The sequence below is a fragment of the Bifidobacterium sp. LH_491 genome (genome assembly GCF_056356495.1).
Genome location: NZ_JBKEUI010000001.1, coordinates 1,448,714 through 1,464,414 on the forward strand (window position 1 = coordinate 1,448,714; position 15,701 = coordinate 1,464,414).

At 59.8% G+C, this 15,701-nt stretch carries 13 protein-coding genes and 1 tRNA gene; 7 read left to right on the top strand and 7 right to left on the bottom strand.

Translation table 11 applies throughout. From position 1 onward, the window contains the following. Window positions 1-188: 188 nt before the first annotated feature. The 3 genes from ispG to AC1AWK_RS05665 all read right to left on the bottom strand — a co-directional run bounded on the left by ispG (window position 189) and on the right by AC1AWK_RS05665 (window position 4,305). Window positions 189-1,376 carry a flavodoxin-dependent (E)-4-hydroxy-3-methylbut-2-enyl-diphosphate synthase gene (gene ispG / locus AC1AWK_RS05655; RefSeq protein ID WP_476568864.1) on the bottom strand — a complete coding sequence of 396 codons (1,188 nt, stop codon included), beginning with the start codon at window positions 1,374-1,376 and terminating at the stop codon, window positions 189-191. Window positions 1,377-1,450: 74 nt separating this feature from the next. Then, window positions 1,451-2,659 (bottom strand): 1-deoxy-D-xylulose-5-phosphate reductoisomerase, encoded by a 1,209-nt coding sequence (gene dxr, locus AC1AWK_RS05660; RefSeq protein WP_476568866.1) that lies wholly within the window; start codon window positions 2,657-2,659, stop codon window positions 1,451-1,453. Continuing rightward, window positions 2,656-4,305, bottom strand: coding sequence for a DivIVA domain-containing protein (locus AC1AWK_RS05665; RefSeq protein WP_476568868.1), 1,650 nt, complete (start codon window positions 4,303-4,305; stop codon window positions 2,656-2,658). The genes dxr and AC1AWK_RS05665 overlap by 4 nt, the downstream gene beginning before the upstream one ends. A 192-nt stretch (window positions 4,306-4,497) precedes the next feature. On the opposite strand from AC1AWK_RS05665, the gene AC1AWK_RS05670 reads away from it, so the two are divergent. Both AC1AWK_RS05670 and AC1AWK_RS05675 read left to right on the top strand, forming a co-directional pair. Beyond that, window positions 4,498-4,571 (top strand) — tRNA-Val (locus AC1AWK_RS05670). Between the two features lie 790 nt (window positions 4,572-5,361). Next, on the top strand, window positions 5,362-5,655 hold the full coding sequence (locus AC1AWK_RS05675; protein ID WP_476568870.1) for a hypothetical protein: 294 nt from the start codon (window positions 5,362-5,364) through the stop codon (window positions 5,653-5,655). Window positions 5,656-5,983: 328 nt separating this feature from the next. On the opposite strand, the gene AC1AWK_RS05680 is transcribed toward AC1AWK_RS05675, so the two are convergent. Next, a complete protein-coding gene (locus AC1AWK_RS05680) occupies window positions 5,984-7,642 on the bottom strand; it encodes a zinc-dependent metalloprotease (RefSeq protein WP_476568872.1) in 1,659 nt (552 codons plus the stop codon). Between the two features lie 163 nt (window positions 7,643-7,805). On the opposite strand from AC1AWK_RS05680, the gene AC1AWK_RS05685 reads away from it, so the two are divergent. Together AC1AWK_RS05685 and AC1AWK_RS05690 are read left to right on the top strand one after the other, a co-directional pair. Further along, entirely contained in the window at window positions 7,806-8,552 is a 747-nt protein-coding gene (locus tag AC1AWK_RS05685) for a YlbL family protein (protein ID WP_476568874.1), read from the top strand. A gap of 98 nt (window positions 8,553-8,650) precedes the next feature. After that, window positions 8,651-9,067: a DUF3052 domain-containing protein gene (locus AC1AWK_RS05690; protein WP_476568876.1), complete on the top strand. Its 417-nt coding sequence runs from the start codon at window positions 8,651-8,653 to the stop codon at window positions 9,065-9,067. 191 nt (window positions 9,068-9,258) lie between these two features. Here the strand turns inward: AC1AWK_RS05690 and AC1AWK_RS05695 are convergent, their stop codons facing one another. Next, window positions 9,259-10,785, bottom strand: a complete 1,527-nt coding sequence (locus AC1AWK_RS05695) for an ATP-dependent helicase (RefSeq protein WP_476568878.1) — start codon at window positions 10,783-10,785, stop codon at window positions 9,259-9,261. A gap of 160 nt (window positions 10,786-10,945) precedes the next feature. Here AC1AWK_RS05695 and AC1AWK_RS05700 point away from each other — a divergent pair, with 160 nt between their 5' ends. After that, on the top strand, window positions 10,946-12,556 hold the full coding sequence (locus AC1AWK_RS05700; protein ID WP_476568880.1) for a phosphotransferase: 1,611 nt from the start codon (window positions 10,946-10,948) through the stop codon (window positions 12,554-12,556). Between the two features lie 93 nt (window positions 12,557-12,649). Then, window positions 12,650-12,877 carry a DUF3107 domain-containing protein gene (locus tag AC1AWK_RS05705; protein WP_476568882.1) on the top strand — a complete coding sequence of 76 codons (228 nt, stop codon included), beginning with the start codon at window positions 12,650-12,652 and terminating at the stop codon, window positions 12,875-12,877. A 99-nt stretch (window positions 12,878-12,976) separates the two neighbouring features. Here the strand turns inward: AC1AWK_RS05705 and AC1AWK_RS05710 are convergent, their stop codons facing one another. Next, the gene (locus AC1AWK_RS05710; RefSeq protein WP_476568884.1) at window positions 12,977-13,882 is read right to left on the bottom strand and encodes a PHP domain-containing protein; all 906 of its coding nucleotides are present in this window, start codon (window positions 13,880-13,882) and stop codon (window positions 12,977-12,979) included. Window positions 13,883-14,088: 206 nt separating this feature from the next. Here AC1AWK_RS05710 and AC1AWK_RS05715 point away from each other — a divergent pair, with 206 nt between their 5' ends. Then, complete coding sequence (locus AC1AWK_RS05715) at window positions 14,089-14,670, top strand: vitamin K epoxide reductase family protein (RefSeq protein ID WP_476569647.1); 582 nt, start codon at window positions 14,089-14,091, stop codon at window positions 14,668-14,670. A 61-nt stretch (window positions 14,671-14,731) separates the two neighbouring features. Here the strand turns inward: AC1AWK_RS05715 and AC1AWK_RS05720 are convergent, their stop codons facing one another. Then, window positions 14,732-15,697, bottom strand: a complete 966-nt coding sequence (locus AC1AWK_RS05720; RefSeq protein WP_476569649.1) for a diaminopimelate epimerase — start codon at window positions 15,695-15,697, stop codon at window positions 14,732-14,734. Window positions 15,698-15,701: the final 4 nt, after the last annotated feature.

The window sequence follows — 15,701 nt, forward strand, 5'->3', positions numbered from 1 at the left end:
GTTGCACTAGATTGCTGGGCCTCATCCAACTGCTCCGGCGTGGCGCACTGTGGCGATACGCAATCGGACTGATTGGCGCAATCGGTTTGCCCGTCAGGGTTACGCGAAGATAATGACGACGTTGATGGTGGCACGGCGTTCATCATACCCACCGTACCTGAACAGAGCGTTATCCAACAGCGCAAGCCTTATCGCACCACCGGCAGCACCACCGGCCCACTGCCCTGCTCACCATCGCATGCGCCATCACGCTCCATCTCGGCGGCAATGCGCTGCGCATGTTCGAGCAATGTATCGACGATCTGCGCCTCGGGTACAGTGGCGACCACCTCGCCCTTGATGAAAATCTGTCCTTTGCCATTGCCGGAAGCCACGCCCAAATCAGCCTCACGCGCCTCGCCCGGACCATTGACAATGCAACCCATAACCGCCACGCGAATCGGTGCGGTAATTCCCTTCAACCCTTCCGTGACATCATGGGCAAGCTGGATCACATCCACTTGCGCACGACCGCAACTCGGACAGGAGATAATGTCAAAATGGCGCTTGCGCAATCCCAGATATTCCAAAATCTTGCAGCCAACCTTAACTTCCTCCACCGGAGGAGCCGACAATGATACGCGAATGGTGTCACCAATGCCTTCGGCCAGCAACGCACCAAACGCCACGCACGATTTAATAGTGCCCTGCCACGCGGGTCCGGCTTCGGTCACGCCCAAATGCAGCGGCCAATCACCCTTGGACGCCAACAACCGATACGTCTGCACCATAGTGATCGGATCGTGATGCTTCACGGAAATCTTGAAATCATGGAAGCCCACGTCTTCGAACATACGCGCTTCCTGCATGGCGGAAGCTACCAATGCTTCCGGAGTTGGCCCGCCATATTTGGCGTAGATATCCTTGTCCAACGAACCGGCGTTCACGCCGATGCGCAAGGAAATACCCGCATCCGTGGCAGCCTTGCAAATATCCGGTCCAACCTGTGAGAACTTGCGGATATTGCCGGGATTCACCCGCACCGCCGCACAACCGGCATCAATCGCCTGAAACACATATTTACTTTGGAAATGAATATCGGCAATGATGGGAATCGGTGACTGCTTCACGATGATCGGCAGCGCATTGGCATCGTCCTGACTGGGCACGGCCACGCGCACAATATCGCATCCGGCTGCGGTCAATTCCGCAATCTGCTGCAACGTAGCGCCAATGTCCACCGTAGGAGTGTTGGTCATGGACTGTACCGAAATAGGCGCCCCGCCACCCACCGGCACGGGGCCGACCATAATGCGGCGCGACTGCCGACGCGGATGCAGCGGCGTCTCGCTAATATCAGCGGCAGCGGTCTTACGGAAAGGCTTATCCTCACTCATATCCACGTATGTACTCCAGTTATCAGTCGGCAGCGCACCAGGCCCACACCCCGCACGCCGGCAACACCGAACACTTACCGTTGCTGGTTTATCAGATTGTCTGCAACGCGGCGAGCGTCACGTTCGACTTGATTCACTTCCTCCACGGACGCGAAGAACGGCTCGCCACGCAAATCGGCATCCATCCGCTCGATTACCTCACGTACTGTATCGACAATGCCGAGATACGGCAGCCGATGCTCCAGAAATGCCTGCACAGCCTGCTCATTCGCCGCATTCAACACCGCGGTATGCTTTTCCGACGCGGCAATGCACTCACGCGCCAACGACACCGCCGGGAAGGCTTCATCATCCAACGGTTCGAACGTCCATTGTGCCGCCGTTGTCCAATCACACGGCACGGTCACATCCGACAAACGGCACGGCGCGGACAATCCCAAGGCTATCGGCAACCGCATATCGGGCGGAGAAGCCTGCGCAATGGTCGCGCCATCGCAGAATTCCACCATGGAATGCACTACCGACTGCGGGTGCACGGTCACAGCGATACGTTCCGGTGGCATGGCGAACAAGCGGCTCGCCTCAATGACTTCCAAACCTTTGTTCATCAGTGTGGAGGAATTGATCGTCACCACCGGCCCCATCTGCCATGTGGGATGATGCAACGCCTGTTCGGGGGTGATGCCGCGCATACGATCGCGCGACCAACCACGGAATGGCCCGCCCGAAGCGGTGACCACCAAACGAGCCACCTCGCCATGCGCACCCGAACGCAGCGACTGCCAAATGGCGGAATGTTCGGAATCCACCGGATTGATCTGCTCCGCACGCACCTGGGCATCGAACAGCAAATGGCCGCCAGCCACCACGGATTCCTTATTCGCCAATGCCAGCTGTGACCCCGCACGCAAGGCAGCGATCGAAGGCTCCAAACCAATCGACCCGGTGATGCCGTTCAGCACCACATCTGCACCGCATCCTGCTGCCTCCAACACGGCCCGACGTCCGCCATCCACACGAATATGTCCGACGCCGGCATCATTCAACGCCTCACGCAACGCGGCGACACGAGTCTCATCATGCACGACCACCCACGGCACGGCATAACGCACTGCCTGCCGCACCAGCAGATCAAGCTGATGGCCGCCCGCCACCAACACCGATACCGTAAAACGGTCACGATGTCGGTTGATAACGTCAAGCGCTTGCGTACCAATCGAACCGGTCGACCCTAGAATCGCCACCGACAATGGCGACGATTGCTCCTGCACTGCCGCGCTCATTGTGCCGACGAATCCTCCTGAGGGTCCTCACCCAGCGAAGGGAACGACAAATCAGGAATATCGAACGTGAATCCAGAAGACACCGGCTGATCCATATCCGGGAATGCCATATCCTGCTGTGGCACTTCGTCCTGCTTCGACTCGTTAGCTTCAGGCGCCGAGGTTTCAGTGGCATGCACCGGTGCGCTAGCAAATGGGGACGTCACCGGCTGTGTGGCGAACATCGCAGCCGCAGCATCAGCCAACGCTTCGCCTGCAGGCTGCGACTCGACCACCGGTTGTACCGAAGGAGGCAACGAGGACTCGCCCATATCAGCACCCGGCGTCGCGGACTGCTGGGCAAACGGCAGCACCATACGTTCGGTCTGCGTGCCCGCAGGGACTTCGCTCGCCGCAGTTACCGCCTCATCATGATGCACCGACGCCGCCAACGCGCTTAACGACGACATCGCGTAAGCCGCTGAATCAGACGCAGCCGTCGAAGCCGCAGCCGCAGTCGCTCCAGCAGCCGAATCCGCCGCACTATCGGCAACGCTTGCAACCATGCCACCAGCTACGCCAGCAGCCTCGCCGATGGAGACTGCGGAGGCCACGCCAGCGGCAGCCTGCTCACTCGCGCCAGCCACATGCGCCAACGCGGCCAATGCGGAATTACCCGCAGACTCACGCGAACCAATACTGGAGCCGGCATCCTGCGGCGCAGCGTCCGATACCGGCGTCTGCGGCGCGAACGACTGCGGTTCAGTCGTCATCACCGTAGGAGACTGCCACAGCCGCTCACCCGATTCCGTCGTATTGCTCGCGGAAGCCGGTGTGAAAATAGCCTGTTCGGCACGGTGTACCGCATCAAAACTTTCGTCACTGCGCGGCGCGGCCATAGGCTCACTTTCCGCCACCGGCTGTTGCGGTTGCTGACGATACGCGGTGTGCTCATCAAACAACGACGTCACCGGTTCTGCCGCTACCGGCGCCGCCTGCTCCACGGCAGGTTCATTCTGCCCGCCCACATAATCAGCTACGCGCGCGTAAGATTCCAAACGACTCAACAGCCGCACGCACGAATTGAGGAAGAAATCAACCTGACGCTCGTCATAGCCTCGCTTGCCACGACGCTGCGTGAAAATCGTGTTGGACACCCATGACGAATCCACCAACGACAGATTGCGCACGTCCTCCAACGTCATGCCATCAATACCAAGTTCGGCGGCAACCTTATCCAACGCCTGGTCGACCACACGATCCACCTGTTTGCGGTCATAGGACGGAGACTTCGACTCTCCCGCCTGGAAACGCTCACGCGGCTGGCGACCCGCGTGACGCGCCAGCTGGCGGTACAAATCCTCGCTCTGCGCCTTCCACGCAATACGCCCGAACTTGGCGATTTCCCATTCCGTCTGCTTGTCCACCACCGCACGCTCCAGTCGAGCCAGGGCGGCGTCGACCTGGGCAATGACGTAACCGTCCTTGCATTGGTCGAATGACACATTCTGAATATCCTGTTGCGTCAGCTGCATGTCGTCAGCTTCATACAACGCGTGAGCCCGCTCCAGAAACGCATCGACCTGCACGGGGTCGTATCCCCACTTGCGTTTGCCAGCGCGCGCGATACCGGCTGCGCTTCGCCCGGTTTCCGGTTCCTGTGCCATTCCTATGACCTCCTGACGGATATAATGCTTTCTCCACCTTACGTGATTGAGGCGACTCCACGCGGAAGAAGCGCCGAAACTTGTCAAGTTCCACGCATCCTCCCCATCGTCATGCACAATGACACATACGATGACACGCCCAATCGCCGTTATGGACGAACTGCCCCAACGTGCTGTACAGTGGTCGGTTGCGGGCGATTAGCTCAGTTGGTTAGAGCGCCACCTTTACACGGTGGATGTCGGGGGTTCGAGTCCCTCATCGCCCACTTTTCGTACCTTTTTGCGGATGCTTGCAATTCCTCTATTTCTCCAATCGACAGTAGGGCTTGATGCCACTCAACCAACGATGGTGAGTTGTATCGAATGGTATCGGATTGCACTGGGTTTTTCGCGCTCAACATGCGCTCAAAAATCTATGGACACTCGCCCATTACACCGATAGTCCATGTTCGCGGCACCAACGACCCCCAACAACCACAAACCAAGCCAACAAACCCCAACAACCCACCACCAATTACACCGATAGTCCAACACCACACACCCACAAAACCCAACAACCACAACAAAACCCCAGCTTTACACCGATAGTCCATGTTCGCTGCTCCGATGTCTTCCCCGACTTCCGGGACACCTGCCCTCGACGGGGCAAAGTGTGTGTTTATGGCTTCGACGGCAATCCCAAGACCGAAAGTGCGTGTTTACACCATCAATAGTGACTGGTTTGCTCGTGTTTACGACACCCCACGACTGAAAGTGTGTGTTTACACCACTCCTACAGATCCAAACCGGCCTCTTCCGGTGTGGAAAACACACACCTTCCGATTACGGGTACGGCATATGCACAGTTCCACGCCCGCCCCGATACCGAAAACACACACCATTCGTGCGCGAGACGGCAACCGCGACGCTCGACCCGCTGAAAAACGGCCGCATCCGTCACGCCCGCGCAGCCGACCCAATGCCCGGCGTCCCTGGACGCGCTGAAGACGGCCGCATCCCGTCACCCGTACGCTCGAAACCAAGGCCGCAAAGGCCGCCAAAACCCTGCGCAAGGCAGTGAGCAAGGCGAACGAGTCGCATGCGGCGAAACTGCTGGCGGACGCGAAGGCCTCGCTCAAGACGTCGATGGACAACGCCACCGCGAGGCTCAACGACTCGAACGGCAAGGTCGCGGACGAACACCTGCACCACATTGCAGGCACCAATCGACAAGGCGAACAAGCTCGCTTCGGACGACCCGGACGACTACACCGCCAAGGCCAAGCAACTGGATGGCGCGGCCGCCGCCGTGCAAGCTTCCATGGACGCCAAAGCCGACCAAAAGTCGCACGGACCGCTGCCGACGCTTAGGCGCAGGCCAAGGCCAACTCCCCCAAGAGCTACGATACGTCTGGCTCCAGCTCGATACGCCATCGAAGCACATCTGGATCCGACCGCGGAGCGAGCTATGTCGGTGGCAATGCCTCCAATACCAAGGATTACCCACTCAAATATCAAGGATTACCCACCTTTGGTCAGCGACCCCAACAGCACGTATTCGCGCAACCAGGTCAGTACCGCCCCATCGACTAGCCACCACCCCTCTCACACAAATCCCCCATCTTCTCAACGGGGGCCACTGCCGTCATACACGGCAGGGGCCCACTCCATTATGACGCCTCACCAACCGGCGTGCGGATTACTTGCCATCCGCCGAATGCGATTCACCATCCGCCTCACCATCGACCTCACCATTGGCATCATCACCAGCGTCACCACTGGCACCATCAGTCGTCGCGCCGTTGTCAGACACTTCGCTGGCATTCTGCGCCGCCGCATCTTCTCCGGCCGCATCACCATCACCATCTCCGCCAACCGCATCGCTCTCTTGGGCGTCCAGCAGCTTGCTCAACTCCGAATCCCAGTCGATGGTTGACATGCTCGCACCAGCATCCGCAGCACCAGCATCCGTCGTGCCGCCCACCAAGCCGGCATTTCCCGCCGATTCATCCGCGCCATCCGCACCACGCTCGGCCGCGGACGCATCAGGCAGCACCGGCAACAAATCAGGATGGTTCCAATGCGCGTCGCGCCCGGATACACCTTCGCTTGCCGCCAACCGCTCCCACAATACGGCCGCCTCACGCATACGCCGGGGACGCAACTGCATACCCAGCAAACTTTCAAACGTGCGCTCGGCAGGACCGCCCACCGCACGCCGTCGACGCATCATCTCACGCAACTGCTCGATATGCGGCACATGCGCCATGCCCGCACGCCAGGTCACGCAATCCACCCAGCCTTCCACCAAAGCCAGCAAGGTTTCCAAACTAGCCAGTGCCTCACGCTGTTCCGGTGTATCGGCAATGCCAACGTTGGAAATGTTCACCACACCCGCCATGGATTCGGGGTCCAGGGCTTCGGCATCGCGCAGCTGCTCCGCCATCGCGTCGAGATCAATATCCACACCGCGAGCGTATTTGCCAATCAACGCTTCAAAACGCGGCATCAGCCATGACACCGTGGCGAACAGTCGCGCATGGGCGGCTTCGCGCAACGCCAGGAATTGCATGACTTCCTCAACGGGCAAATCAAGCTCGTTCGCGTATTCGCGCACATTTTGCACCACGATGCCACCTGCAGGGTTGTTCAACAGCGACACGCCTTGGTCGTATCCGCCGAACACTTCGTGCGACAGATTGCCCGCAGCCCGCCCCAATTGCATAGCGAACGAGGTGTTGGCCACCAAACGCATCAGCTGGCGCGGGTCCTTCATGCCTTCGGGAATCGGAATGGGAATCGGCCCGGCGAACATGCCTTCGACTTCCCCACCGAAGTCATCACCCAATCGTTCGGCCAGCACGTTGCCCAATGCATCATTCATGGATTGCGCCACCGGAGCGGCGAATTTGGTCCACGCTTCCAAGCTCGATTCCACCCACCCCGACCGGGTGAGTGCTTCCATCTGCCCTTCCACAGGGTCACATTCGCACGCCGTGTCCAACCACAGGTTCACTTCGCTCGAAACGCGACGCACCATATCGCCGTCTTCGGCGTTAACCAACGTGTCCGACCCGGTACCGCCAGCCTGCCCTAACGCTAGCGATTTGGCGAGTTTGACGTTGATAGGCCCTTCTTCGACAGCACGCTGCATGTCGTCGGGCGTGTTCAATCCGCCGTTGGCAAACGCTTGCATCAGCGATTGCACTTCTTTGGGGTCGGGCAGTTTATCGACAGTTTGGTTCATCATCTGCTCTCGCAGCTCTTCAGGCAGCCGCTGCAGCTGCTCCCATGCCAATTGCCCCTGAAGCGGTCCGAAACATTCCTGCAACCATTGGCGGAAAGCGTTCTCGTCCATGTCGCTCCTCAGATACGTGTGAAAAAGTCCTATCTACCATAGTATGGGTGTTATGCCTATTATGCACGCTCGAACTCATGTTCACGCCCACGGCGTAGGGTGCCGCCGCCCCCAACGCAGCCTGTCTTATATTCTGCGGCGCAAAGCCGGTGCATGTGCCGTGATGCTGGCACTTATCCTGCTGATCGCCCCTAGCCCATACGCCATCGAGATGCCTGGAGTGACCCGCAATGTGCTGGGCAACGATGAGGGCACGCCGATTATCAGCATTACCGGAGCACCCACGCATGACGATTCAGGCAAGTTACTGATGCTTACTGTGGTGACGACGGGGATTCCGGGATATGCCACGCCTACGGCGGCTGCGTTGGGCAGCTGGTTTGTGCGCTGGGCGTCGGCACTGCCGGTGGAGGCGGTGATTCCACCGGGGCAAACCGTGCAGGAGTATCAGCAGGAAACCACGCAGGAAATGACATCGTCGCAGGATTCGTCTTCGGTTGCGGCACTGCGGTATGCTCGCACCCATCTTGGCATAGATACGAGCAATATCAAGGTATCCATGCATATCAACGATATTGGCGGCCCTTCCGCTGGCATGATGTACTCACTGGGCGTGCTTGATAAGCTCACCGCCGAAGATGAAACCGGCGGACACACCATCGCCGGTACGGGCACGATGTCGAACAACGGCAAGGTTGGTGCTATCGGCGGCATTCGTTTGAAGATGATTGCCGCCCAGCGCGATGGCGCCACATGGTTCCTCGCGCCGGCCAGCAATTGCGACGAAGTCGTGGGCCATGTGCCGCAAGGTTTGCGCGATGTGCGGGTTGCCACCTTGGACGATGCCTATCAGGCGCTGGTGTCCATCGGCAAAGGCGAGGGCAATGCTCTGCCTCATTGCACTATCTGACATGTTCCATCTCACATAGTGGCGCAGAAAACCGGAAGTTATCCTTATCTGCGGTGTGTCACCACAGGACTTCGGCGGAAGTTGCTATATTGAAAACCGTGAATCAAACGGCATCGCAGAACGCGGAAGAATTCGGTTTCCACGATGGAGATATCATCCAGGAGTGGCTGTGGGATGACGACGTGGATGACTCCATCCGCGCCAACATTGAAAACCTCACCAATGAGGATCTGGTCGACGAAGACTACGATTCCGCTGTAGACGGCATCATTATTTGGTGGCGTGACGGCGACGACGAGGACGAGCTCTCCGATACCATCGTGCAAGCCTATGCGGTGATTGGCGACGACGGCCCGCTGTGGGTGTTGACGCCCAAGCCGGGACGTCCTGGCGCACCAAGTTCGAGCACCGTGCAGTCCGTGGCGAAAACCGTTGGCATGAACGCCGCAACGCCACTGACGGTAAGCGCTGACTGGAACGGCATTCGTCTCCGCGCGTTCGGCAAGGGGCGCTAAGCGGCAATAACGGCCCGCAAGTCTTCTCTTGGCCCAAGCGGGCGTATTGAGTTTGCCGTACCGAGTTGCGGGCTTGCCAGCGTGCGCCGCCATATCAGCATGCCATCTCATCAGTGTGCCACCGTATGGGAGTCGCGGCTTTGCCGGCGCGACTACGCGTCCACTACGCCGTACACAGCTCACGGCGCGGCTTATCTGGACACCAGGAACCGGCTTGGCTCGCGTTCGCGCCCCACACCATCCTTGGTCAGCGCATACGACAAGTGCAGCGTGTCTTCGGCGCGGGTGATGCCCACGTACATCAACCGCCGTTCCTCCTCCACATGCCGCTCGTCCTCGCCGCCGCCATACGGCAGCAAACCCTCGCAACAGCCGATAAGAAAGACATGCTTGAACTCCAAGCCCTTGGAGGCGTGAATGGTGGAAATCATCACGCCACGCTCATCATCTCCGCGCATCGCCGATTGCACGCGCTGCGCGGCCTCAACCACCGTATCGCTCGCCATGCCGCCCTCCGCCTCGGATTCCAGGAATGACTGCTCCAATCCAGCGCCGGCACGCACCGTACTGGCCAACCCCACTTCGCGCAATGCCGCACGCACCATGCCATGCTGGGCATTCAACCGAGTCAACACCGCGCAATCACGCAACGCCACACCCCGTTGACGCAGCGACACCAATTGCCGCGCCACCTCGCGCACCTCCTGCTCATCCGTGGCATACGCGGTGCGCTGCACGCGAGCGCCTTGCGACCGCGCCGAACGCAGCACCAGGTAATCGTCGCGGTACGGTGATTTGCGTAGCACGGCGTTGGCGGCGCCCACCACGTGCCCGGTGGAGCGGTAGTCGGTGTCAAGATGAATGTCGGTGCTGAGGGGGGCGAATTCTTCGGCGAAGTGCAAGAGTTCGTAGCTGCTGGCTCCTGCGAACGAGTAGATGGTCTGCGCGGGATCGCCCACCACGCATACTTCGCGGTTGTCGCCAAGCCATAGCCGCATGAGTCGATGCTGCAACGGCGAGACGTCCTGATATTCGTCCACTGTCAGCCAGCCGATGCCGGCGCGGATACGTTGCGCTTCGTCGCCGTTTTGGTCGAGCACATGGCACATCATGAGCAAAATATCGTTGAAATCCATTTCGCCGCGCGATGTTTTTTCCGTATCGAACATGTCGTACACGTCGGCGAACTGTTCGGGCTGCAATCCGGCTGGCGGCGTGCGATGCAACGCGGCGCATACCCGCGGATAATCCTGCGCCGCCACCAGCGATACTTTGGCCCAGTCCACTTCTGCCCGCAGCAGGCGAACGCCCGCCTGATCGGTGTCCACTCTGCCGAACACACGGCGTAGGGCGTTGCCCATGATGGCATCCGCCTGGTTGGTGATGTGTGGAAACGGTGCGTCGCACAATTCCGGCCATACGTGGCGCAGCTGGCGTAATGCCGCGGAGTGGAACGTGCAAGCCTGCACGCCGTCGACACCCAATCCGGCAAGACGCTGGCGCATTTCCGCGGCGGCTTTCACCGAAAACGTCACGGCCAACGTGCGCTGCGGCTCCCACTGCCCGCGTGCGCACGCATAGGCGATACGGCGGGTAATGGTGCGTGTTTTGCCAGCTCCCGCGCCGGCAATAATACGAACGGCGCCGTGTATGGAGGTGGCGGCCAGCCGCTGGCTGTCATCCAACCCGTCCAATATCGATTCCGCCGATGTTTCCATAATGCCATTGTGGCAAATGCCTCGCCCAATGCACGCATGTGCCGCGCGATGCGCCGCATTGCGTCGCGCAACACACCATGACAGCGAACATCGGTGTGGTATTGCGACAACTTTTGGTGTTGCGCGTGGCTTTACCGTCTCTTTGTATTAGTGTGGAGGTGTGACTCAACGAAACAGATTTATGTTGGCGGCCCTCACGTCGGCGGCCATGCCCAATGTTGCCGTGGCGGGCGTGCGCTCTTTGCAGGCTGACGGCCAATCGAATGCGACGCTGGGCATCGACCATGCCGTGGTGCAGGATGCCACTGGCAAACTGTTTGACGTATTTGCATCGAGCACCGAGGCCGGCAAGTGCGAATTACGCGAACGTGTGCGCGCCGCCCGCATGGTGGAGCAGGCGAGAGAGCCCGGCGGGCTGAGTTTCGGCCTGGACCGCATGGTGGCGTACTGTCCGGCGGGAGACGGCAGCCCCACCGCAGATACCACTGTGGTCGTGACGGTACATTACGAGGGTGAGCCACGACCATTGGAATTGTTGACCATTGACGACTGCGCGAGCATCGGCACGGCAATTGGAGCGATTCACCGTTTGCGCCCGAATTTCCTTGAGGAGGCGAAGTATCCGGTGTACACCACCGGTCAGATTCGCGCGCAGCTCACCGCGTGGATCAAGCGTCTACGCCAGGCAGGTCATGTACCGCAGGAAATCACGACGAGTTGGGCGCGCATTATCGAAACCGATGGTTTGTGGTCGTTCACCACATGCCCGGTGCATGGCGGTTTTGCCGACGGCGACGTGCTGTTTTCCGGTTCGACCATCACGGCCATCAACCGCTGGCAGTCCATTCGGGTAAATGACCCAGCGTGTGATTTGGCGTGGATTTTTGCCAAACTTGACGAAACCCATCGCAACGCCGTGTTGGCAGCCTATGGGCGTATGCTTGGCTCGCGTTTGGACGATTTGATTATGCTCCGTGCCAATTTATGGCTGCAAATGGAACAGGTACGCGAGTTTATTGATGCGATGAATCATGCCGATTCCACCAAAATCACGCAATTCCGCGCACAGGTGGAACGCTTGGCACATCAGCTTGCCGTGGCGACGGGCACATCGTCGAAACCGGCTGGCCAGTCCCCCAGCACCATTACCGTGGGCACGCTGTTGCGTGATGGCGAGCGCCGTCAGGAAGCCGCTGCGGATGATGCGACGGGAGAATCCGATAAAACCGGCTCGTCGCGCATTGCCGCCGCGGATGCCGCCGACGCAACCGCCGATTCGCGCGCACGTTCGCAGCAAGCGTTGGCCGATCGCACCGCGTCGGGGCGCATGCACGCCGTTGCCGCACAGGAGATGACCAGCGATTCCACGTCGTCATCGGTGGCCGCCGCAGCGGTAGCAGCCGCGTTGGTTGATGCCACGATGGATGGCGACGGCACGAATGATGCCGCGACGCCAGCCGTCCAGGTCTCCCAGCAGACGACTACTGGTACGTCCCAAACCATCGTGTTAACCACTTCCCCGGCATCTGGCGTCCCGTCATCCAGCAGCGCTGCTCTTCCAGCGCACGCTATGGATGCCTCATCATCTCCCATGATCCCCGACACGGCGAAAGATGTGGTGCCGGGCAATGAGCCGACCATGCTGATTCCGTTGCTGGAACGCGAGGAGCGAGCTATGCGCGATGCCCAAGCGGATCTGCAAAGCCATACGGAAAGCTTACGTGCAGCCAACACGAAGACCCATGGAGATAATGGTTCGCCTCAAGCGTAAGCCACTAACACTGCGGCACCATACCGTACATGCGGGTATCGGGCAATTTCCCCACACCGTTACCATGAAATTATTTTTCGGAAAGGACACATTATGGATATCGAATTGGGCATTCGCAACGTGGAGCGCACGGTGACGTTCTCCACCGACGCCACCGTGGACGAGGTCAGCCAGGCCATCAACGCCGCGGTAGCCAACGGCCAGGGCATTAATCTGCAAGACGACAAGGGCCGTCATATCATCGTGCCGGCAGGGGCACTCGGATACGCCATCATCGGTTCGCAGCCGAAGCACACGGTTGGTTTCGGCAACCTCGCATAAACCAGCCTCGAAGGTATGTCATCAAACCCGCCGATACGGTTCGTATAACACGCCGTATCGGCGGGTTCAGTATATGTTTCTCGTACAACAACCTGCGCGTCACAAACCCAACGTGCCGTCCGGCTGTACCGCAGTAATCGCCCCTCGTTCGATAATGCACGCCACCGTATCATCGTCGGTAACGTATTCGCCCAGCTCGTTGGGCTTGCCGGCACCATGCCAATCAGAACCACCGGTCACCAGCAAACCATGCCGACCGGCTAATGCCAACAGCCGCTTACGCTGGCGTGGGGGATTGCCTCGATGCCACACTTCCAAACCATCCAAGCCATCATCGGCCAGCGCGGCAATCGTAGCATCGTCCAATATGCGCCGGTTGCGCGAAGGATCGGCGGCATGCGCGATGACACTTACGCCGCCGGCCTCACGCACGGCACACACCACATCATGGACTTCGGGCGATGGCGTCGGCAGATAGTACGGACTGGTGGAGCTGACAATGCCGCGAAACGCACTCGATCGATCGGGATACACACCGGCTGCCACCAGCGCATCGGCGATATGGGGACGTCCCACCGTCGTATGCTCCCCCTCTTTGACTTGCGCCAACACCAACTGCCAATCAATCGGATAATCACGGGCAATAGCCTCGACCATCCGCCGTGCGCGTACCAGCCGTTGCTCGCGGGTGGCGGCAAACAACGCCATCATATGCGGTTCGTCCGGCCGATATTGCAATGCCAACAGGTGTACGGATATGCCATCGGCATCGGCAGTGATTTCCGTACCCCGCAGCAAGGGCATTCCCAACTCGCGCGCCGCTTCTGCAGCCTGTTCCCAACCAGCCGTGGTGTCATGATCGGTGATGGCCACGCCATGCAGACCGAGTCGCTTCGCTTGGCACACCAATTCACGTGGCGTGCAGGTACCATCGGAAAACACGGTATGACAGTGGATATCCCAGCCCTGCCCGGGAGCGTCACTGCTCTGGTCATGATGCGTCATGGAACTATCGTAAGCTGAAAGCACGCCGGTGTCATCTTTGCACAACCGGCAAGGCACACGTCCGACGATGACGGCAGTCACGGACGCAGGTCTTCATCAACGAAAGGGCCTTTTCCATGGAACAGCTTGCCACCACCGAAGACGCTCGATTGCTCGACGCACCCGACATCGACGAGCCAGCGCTCACCCATTGGCGTCATGGCGCGATGTGGACTTATCTGGTCATGCTGGTGACTTCGGCAGCCGCGCTGATCATTTCACTCGTGCTATCGGCGGAAACCCTGCAGCTTGCCCGTCATCCTAACGCGCCATTAGGATGCGATATCAACGGCACACTCTCCTGCTCCACCGTGGCGCAATCCTGGCAAGCTGAGTTGGTACATATCGGCGGATTGAGCTATCCCAACGCTTTCTTCGGCATCGCCGCCGAATCGGTATTCGTCACCATCGCCGTCATAGGACTGGCCAAGGTGCGCGTGCCCCGCTGGTTCGCCGCCTGCACATGGTTCGGCTCGCTGGCCGCGCTGGTTTACTCCTATTGGCTGTCCTCGCAATCCCTGTTCGTCATCCACGCCTTGTGCCCGTGGTGCCTGGGGCTGATGATCGCCACCACCGTGCAGTTCATGGCGGTGTCGCACGCCACCGTCACCGTGCAAGGCCTGCCCGGCAAGGCGGCAGGATTGCGCCGCTATTATCGTCTGCATATTGACCTGATGGTCGACGTGGTGTGGATCGTGGCAATTGCCACCACACTGGTCGTCATGTACGGCGACGCCCTGTTTGGCTAAGGCGCGGCCAACCTCCATGCCTTAACGCCTAATGTCTGACGGGCTCCATTCCCGCTTCGCCTTAGTTCCTGCGGAACATGGCCGGATTGAGCGTTACGTCACCCACCAACACGGCATCTCCGGTCAGGGCGATGTCATCGTCGGCGACATCCACGCGCAGCACGCCGCCGCGCACCTGAATATCCCACGACGTCATACCGTAGCGCTGCCGCAGCATTACCGCTGTGGCGCACAGGCCAGTGCCGCAGGACAGCGTCTCTCCACAGCCACGCTCATACACTCGCATCACCGCTCGGCCTACTCCGGCAACGGACCGCGCCTGTCCAACCACACCGGCAGCCCTGACATCAGCGCCAACTCCAAGACCACCTCGCGTCACGCAAGTAAACTCCACGTTTTGCCCCTCCGCCAAGCCAGGCGTCACCACCGGTGCGGCCGTCAAATCCAAGGAGTCCACCACCGTCTCGCTTGCTTCGGGCAACACAGCCACCACATGCGGATTCCCCATATCCACGTAAGTGCCTTCCAATGACTCGCAAGCGCCAGTGACCATCACGCGGTGAGCCGACTCCTCGCCCATACGCCACGGCCCCATATGCACTTGGAACACATGGTCGCCGTACGGCTCCACCGCACCCAGTGAGGTCAGCCATTTCACCCCAGCCCGTGTGCCCAAGGCCCACGGCTGCGTTGCTTCGACCGGCATGTGACCGGCATGTTGCGCCATCAGCGCGGTGGCGCGCGTACCATTGCCGCACATCTGCGCCAGACTGCCGTCCGCGTTGCGATAGTCCATAAACCATGCTGCGCCCTGCTCGTGCAGCGCCCGCGCCATGTCGGGTGCGACATCCGCCGCATATTCGGGTCGCGTCAGGCGAATCAACCCATCCGCTCCTACTCCGCGATGCCGGTCGCATAGGGCGCGAATCTCCTGCGGCGTCGGCTCGTAACTGCCTTCGGGATCGACGTACATCACAAAATCATTGCCGGTGGCGTGGGCCTTGCTCACCACGTGGGGAATACTCATACCC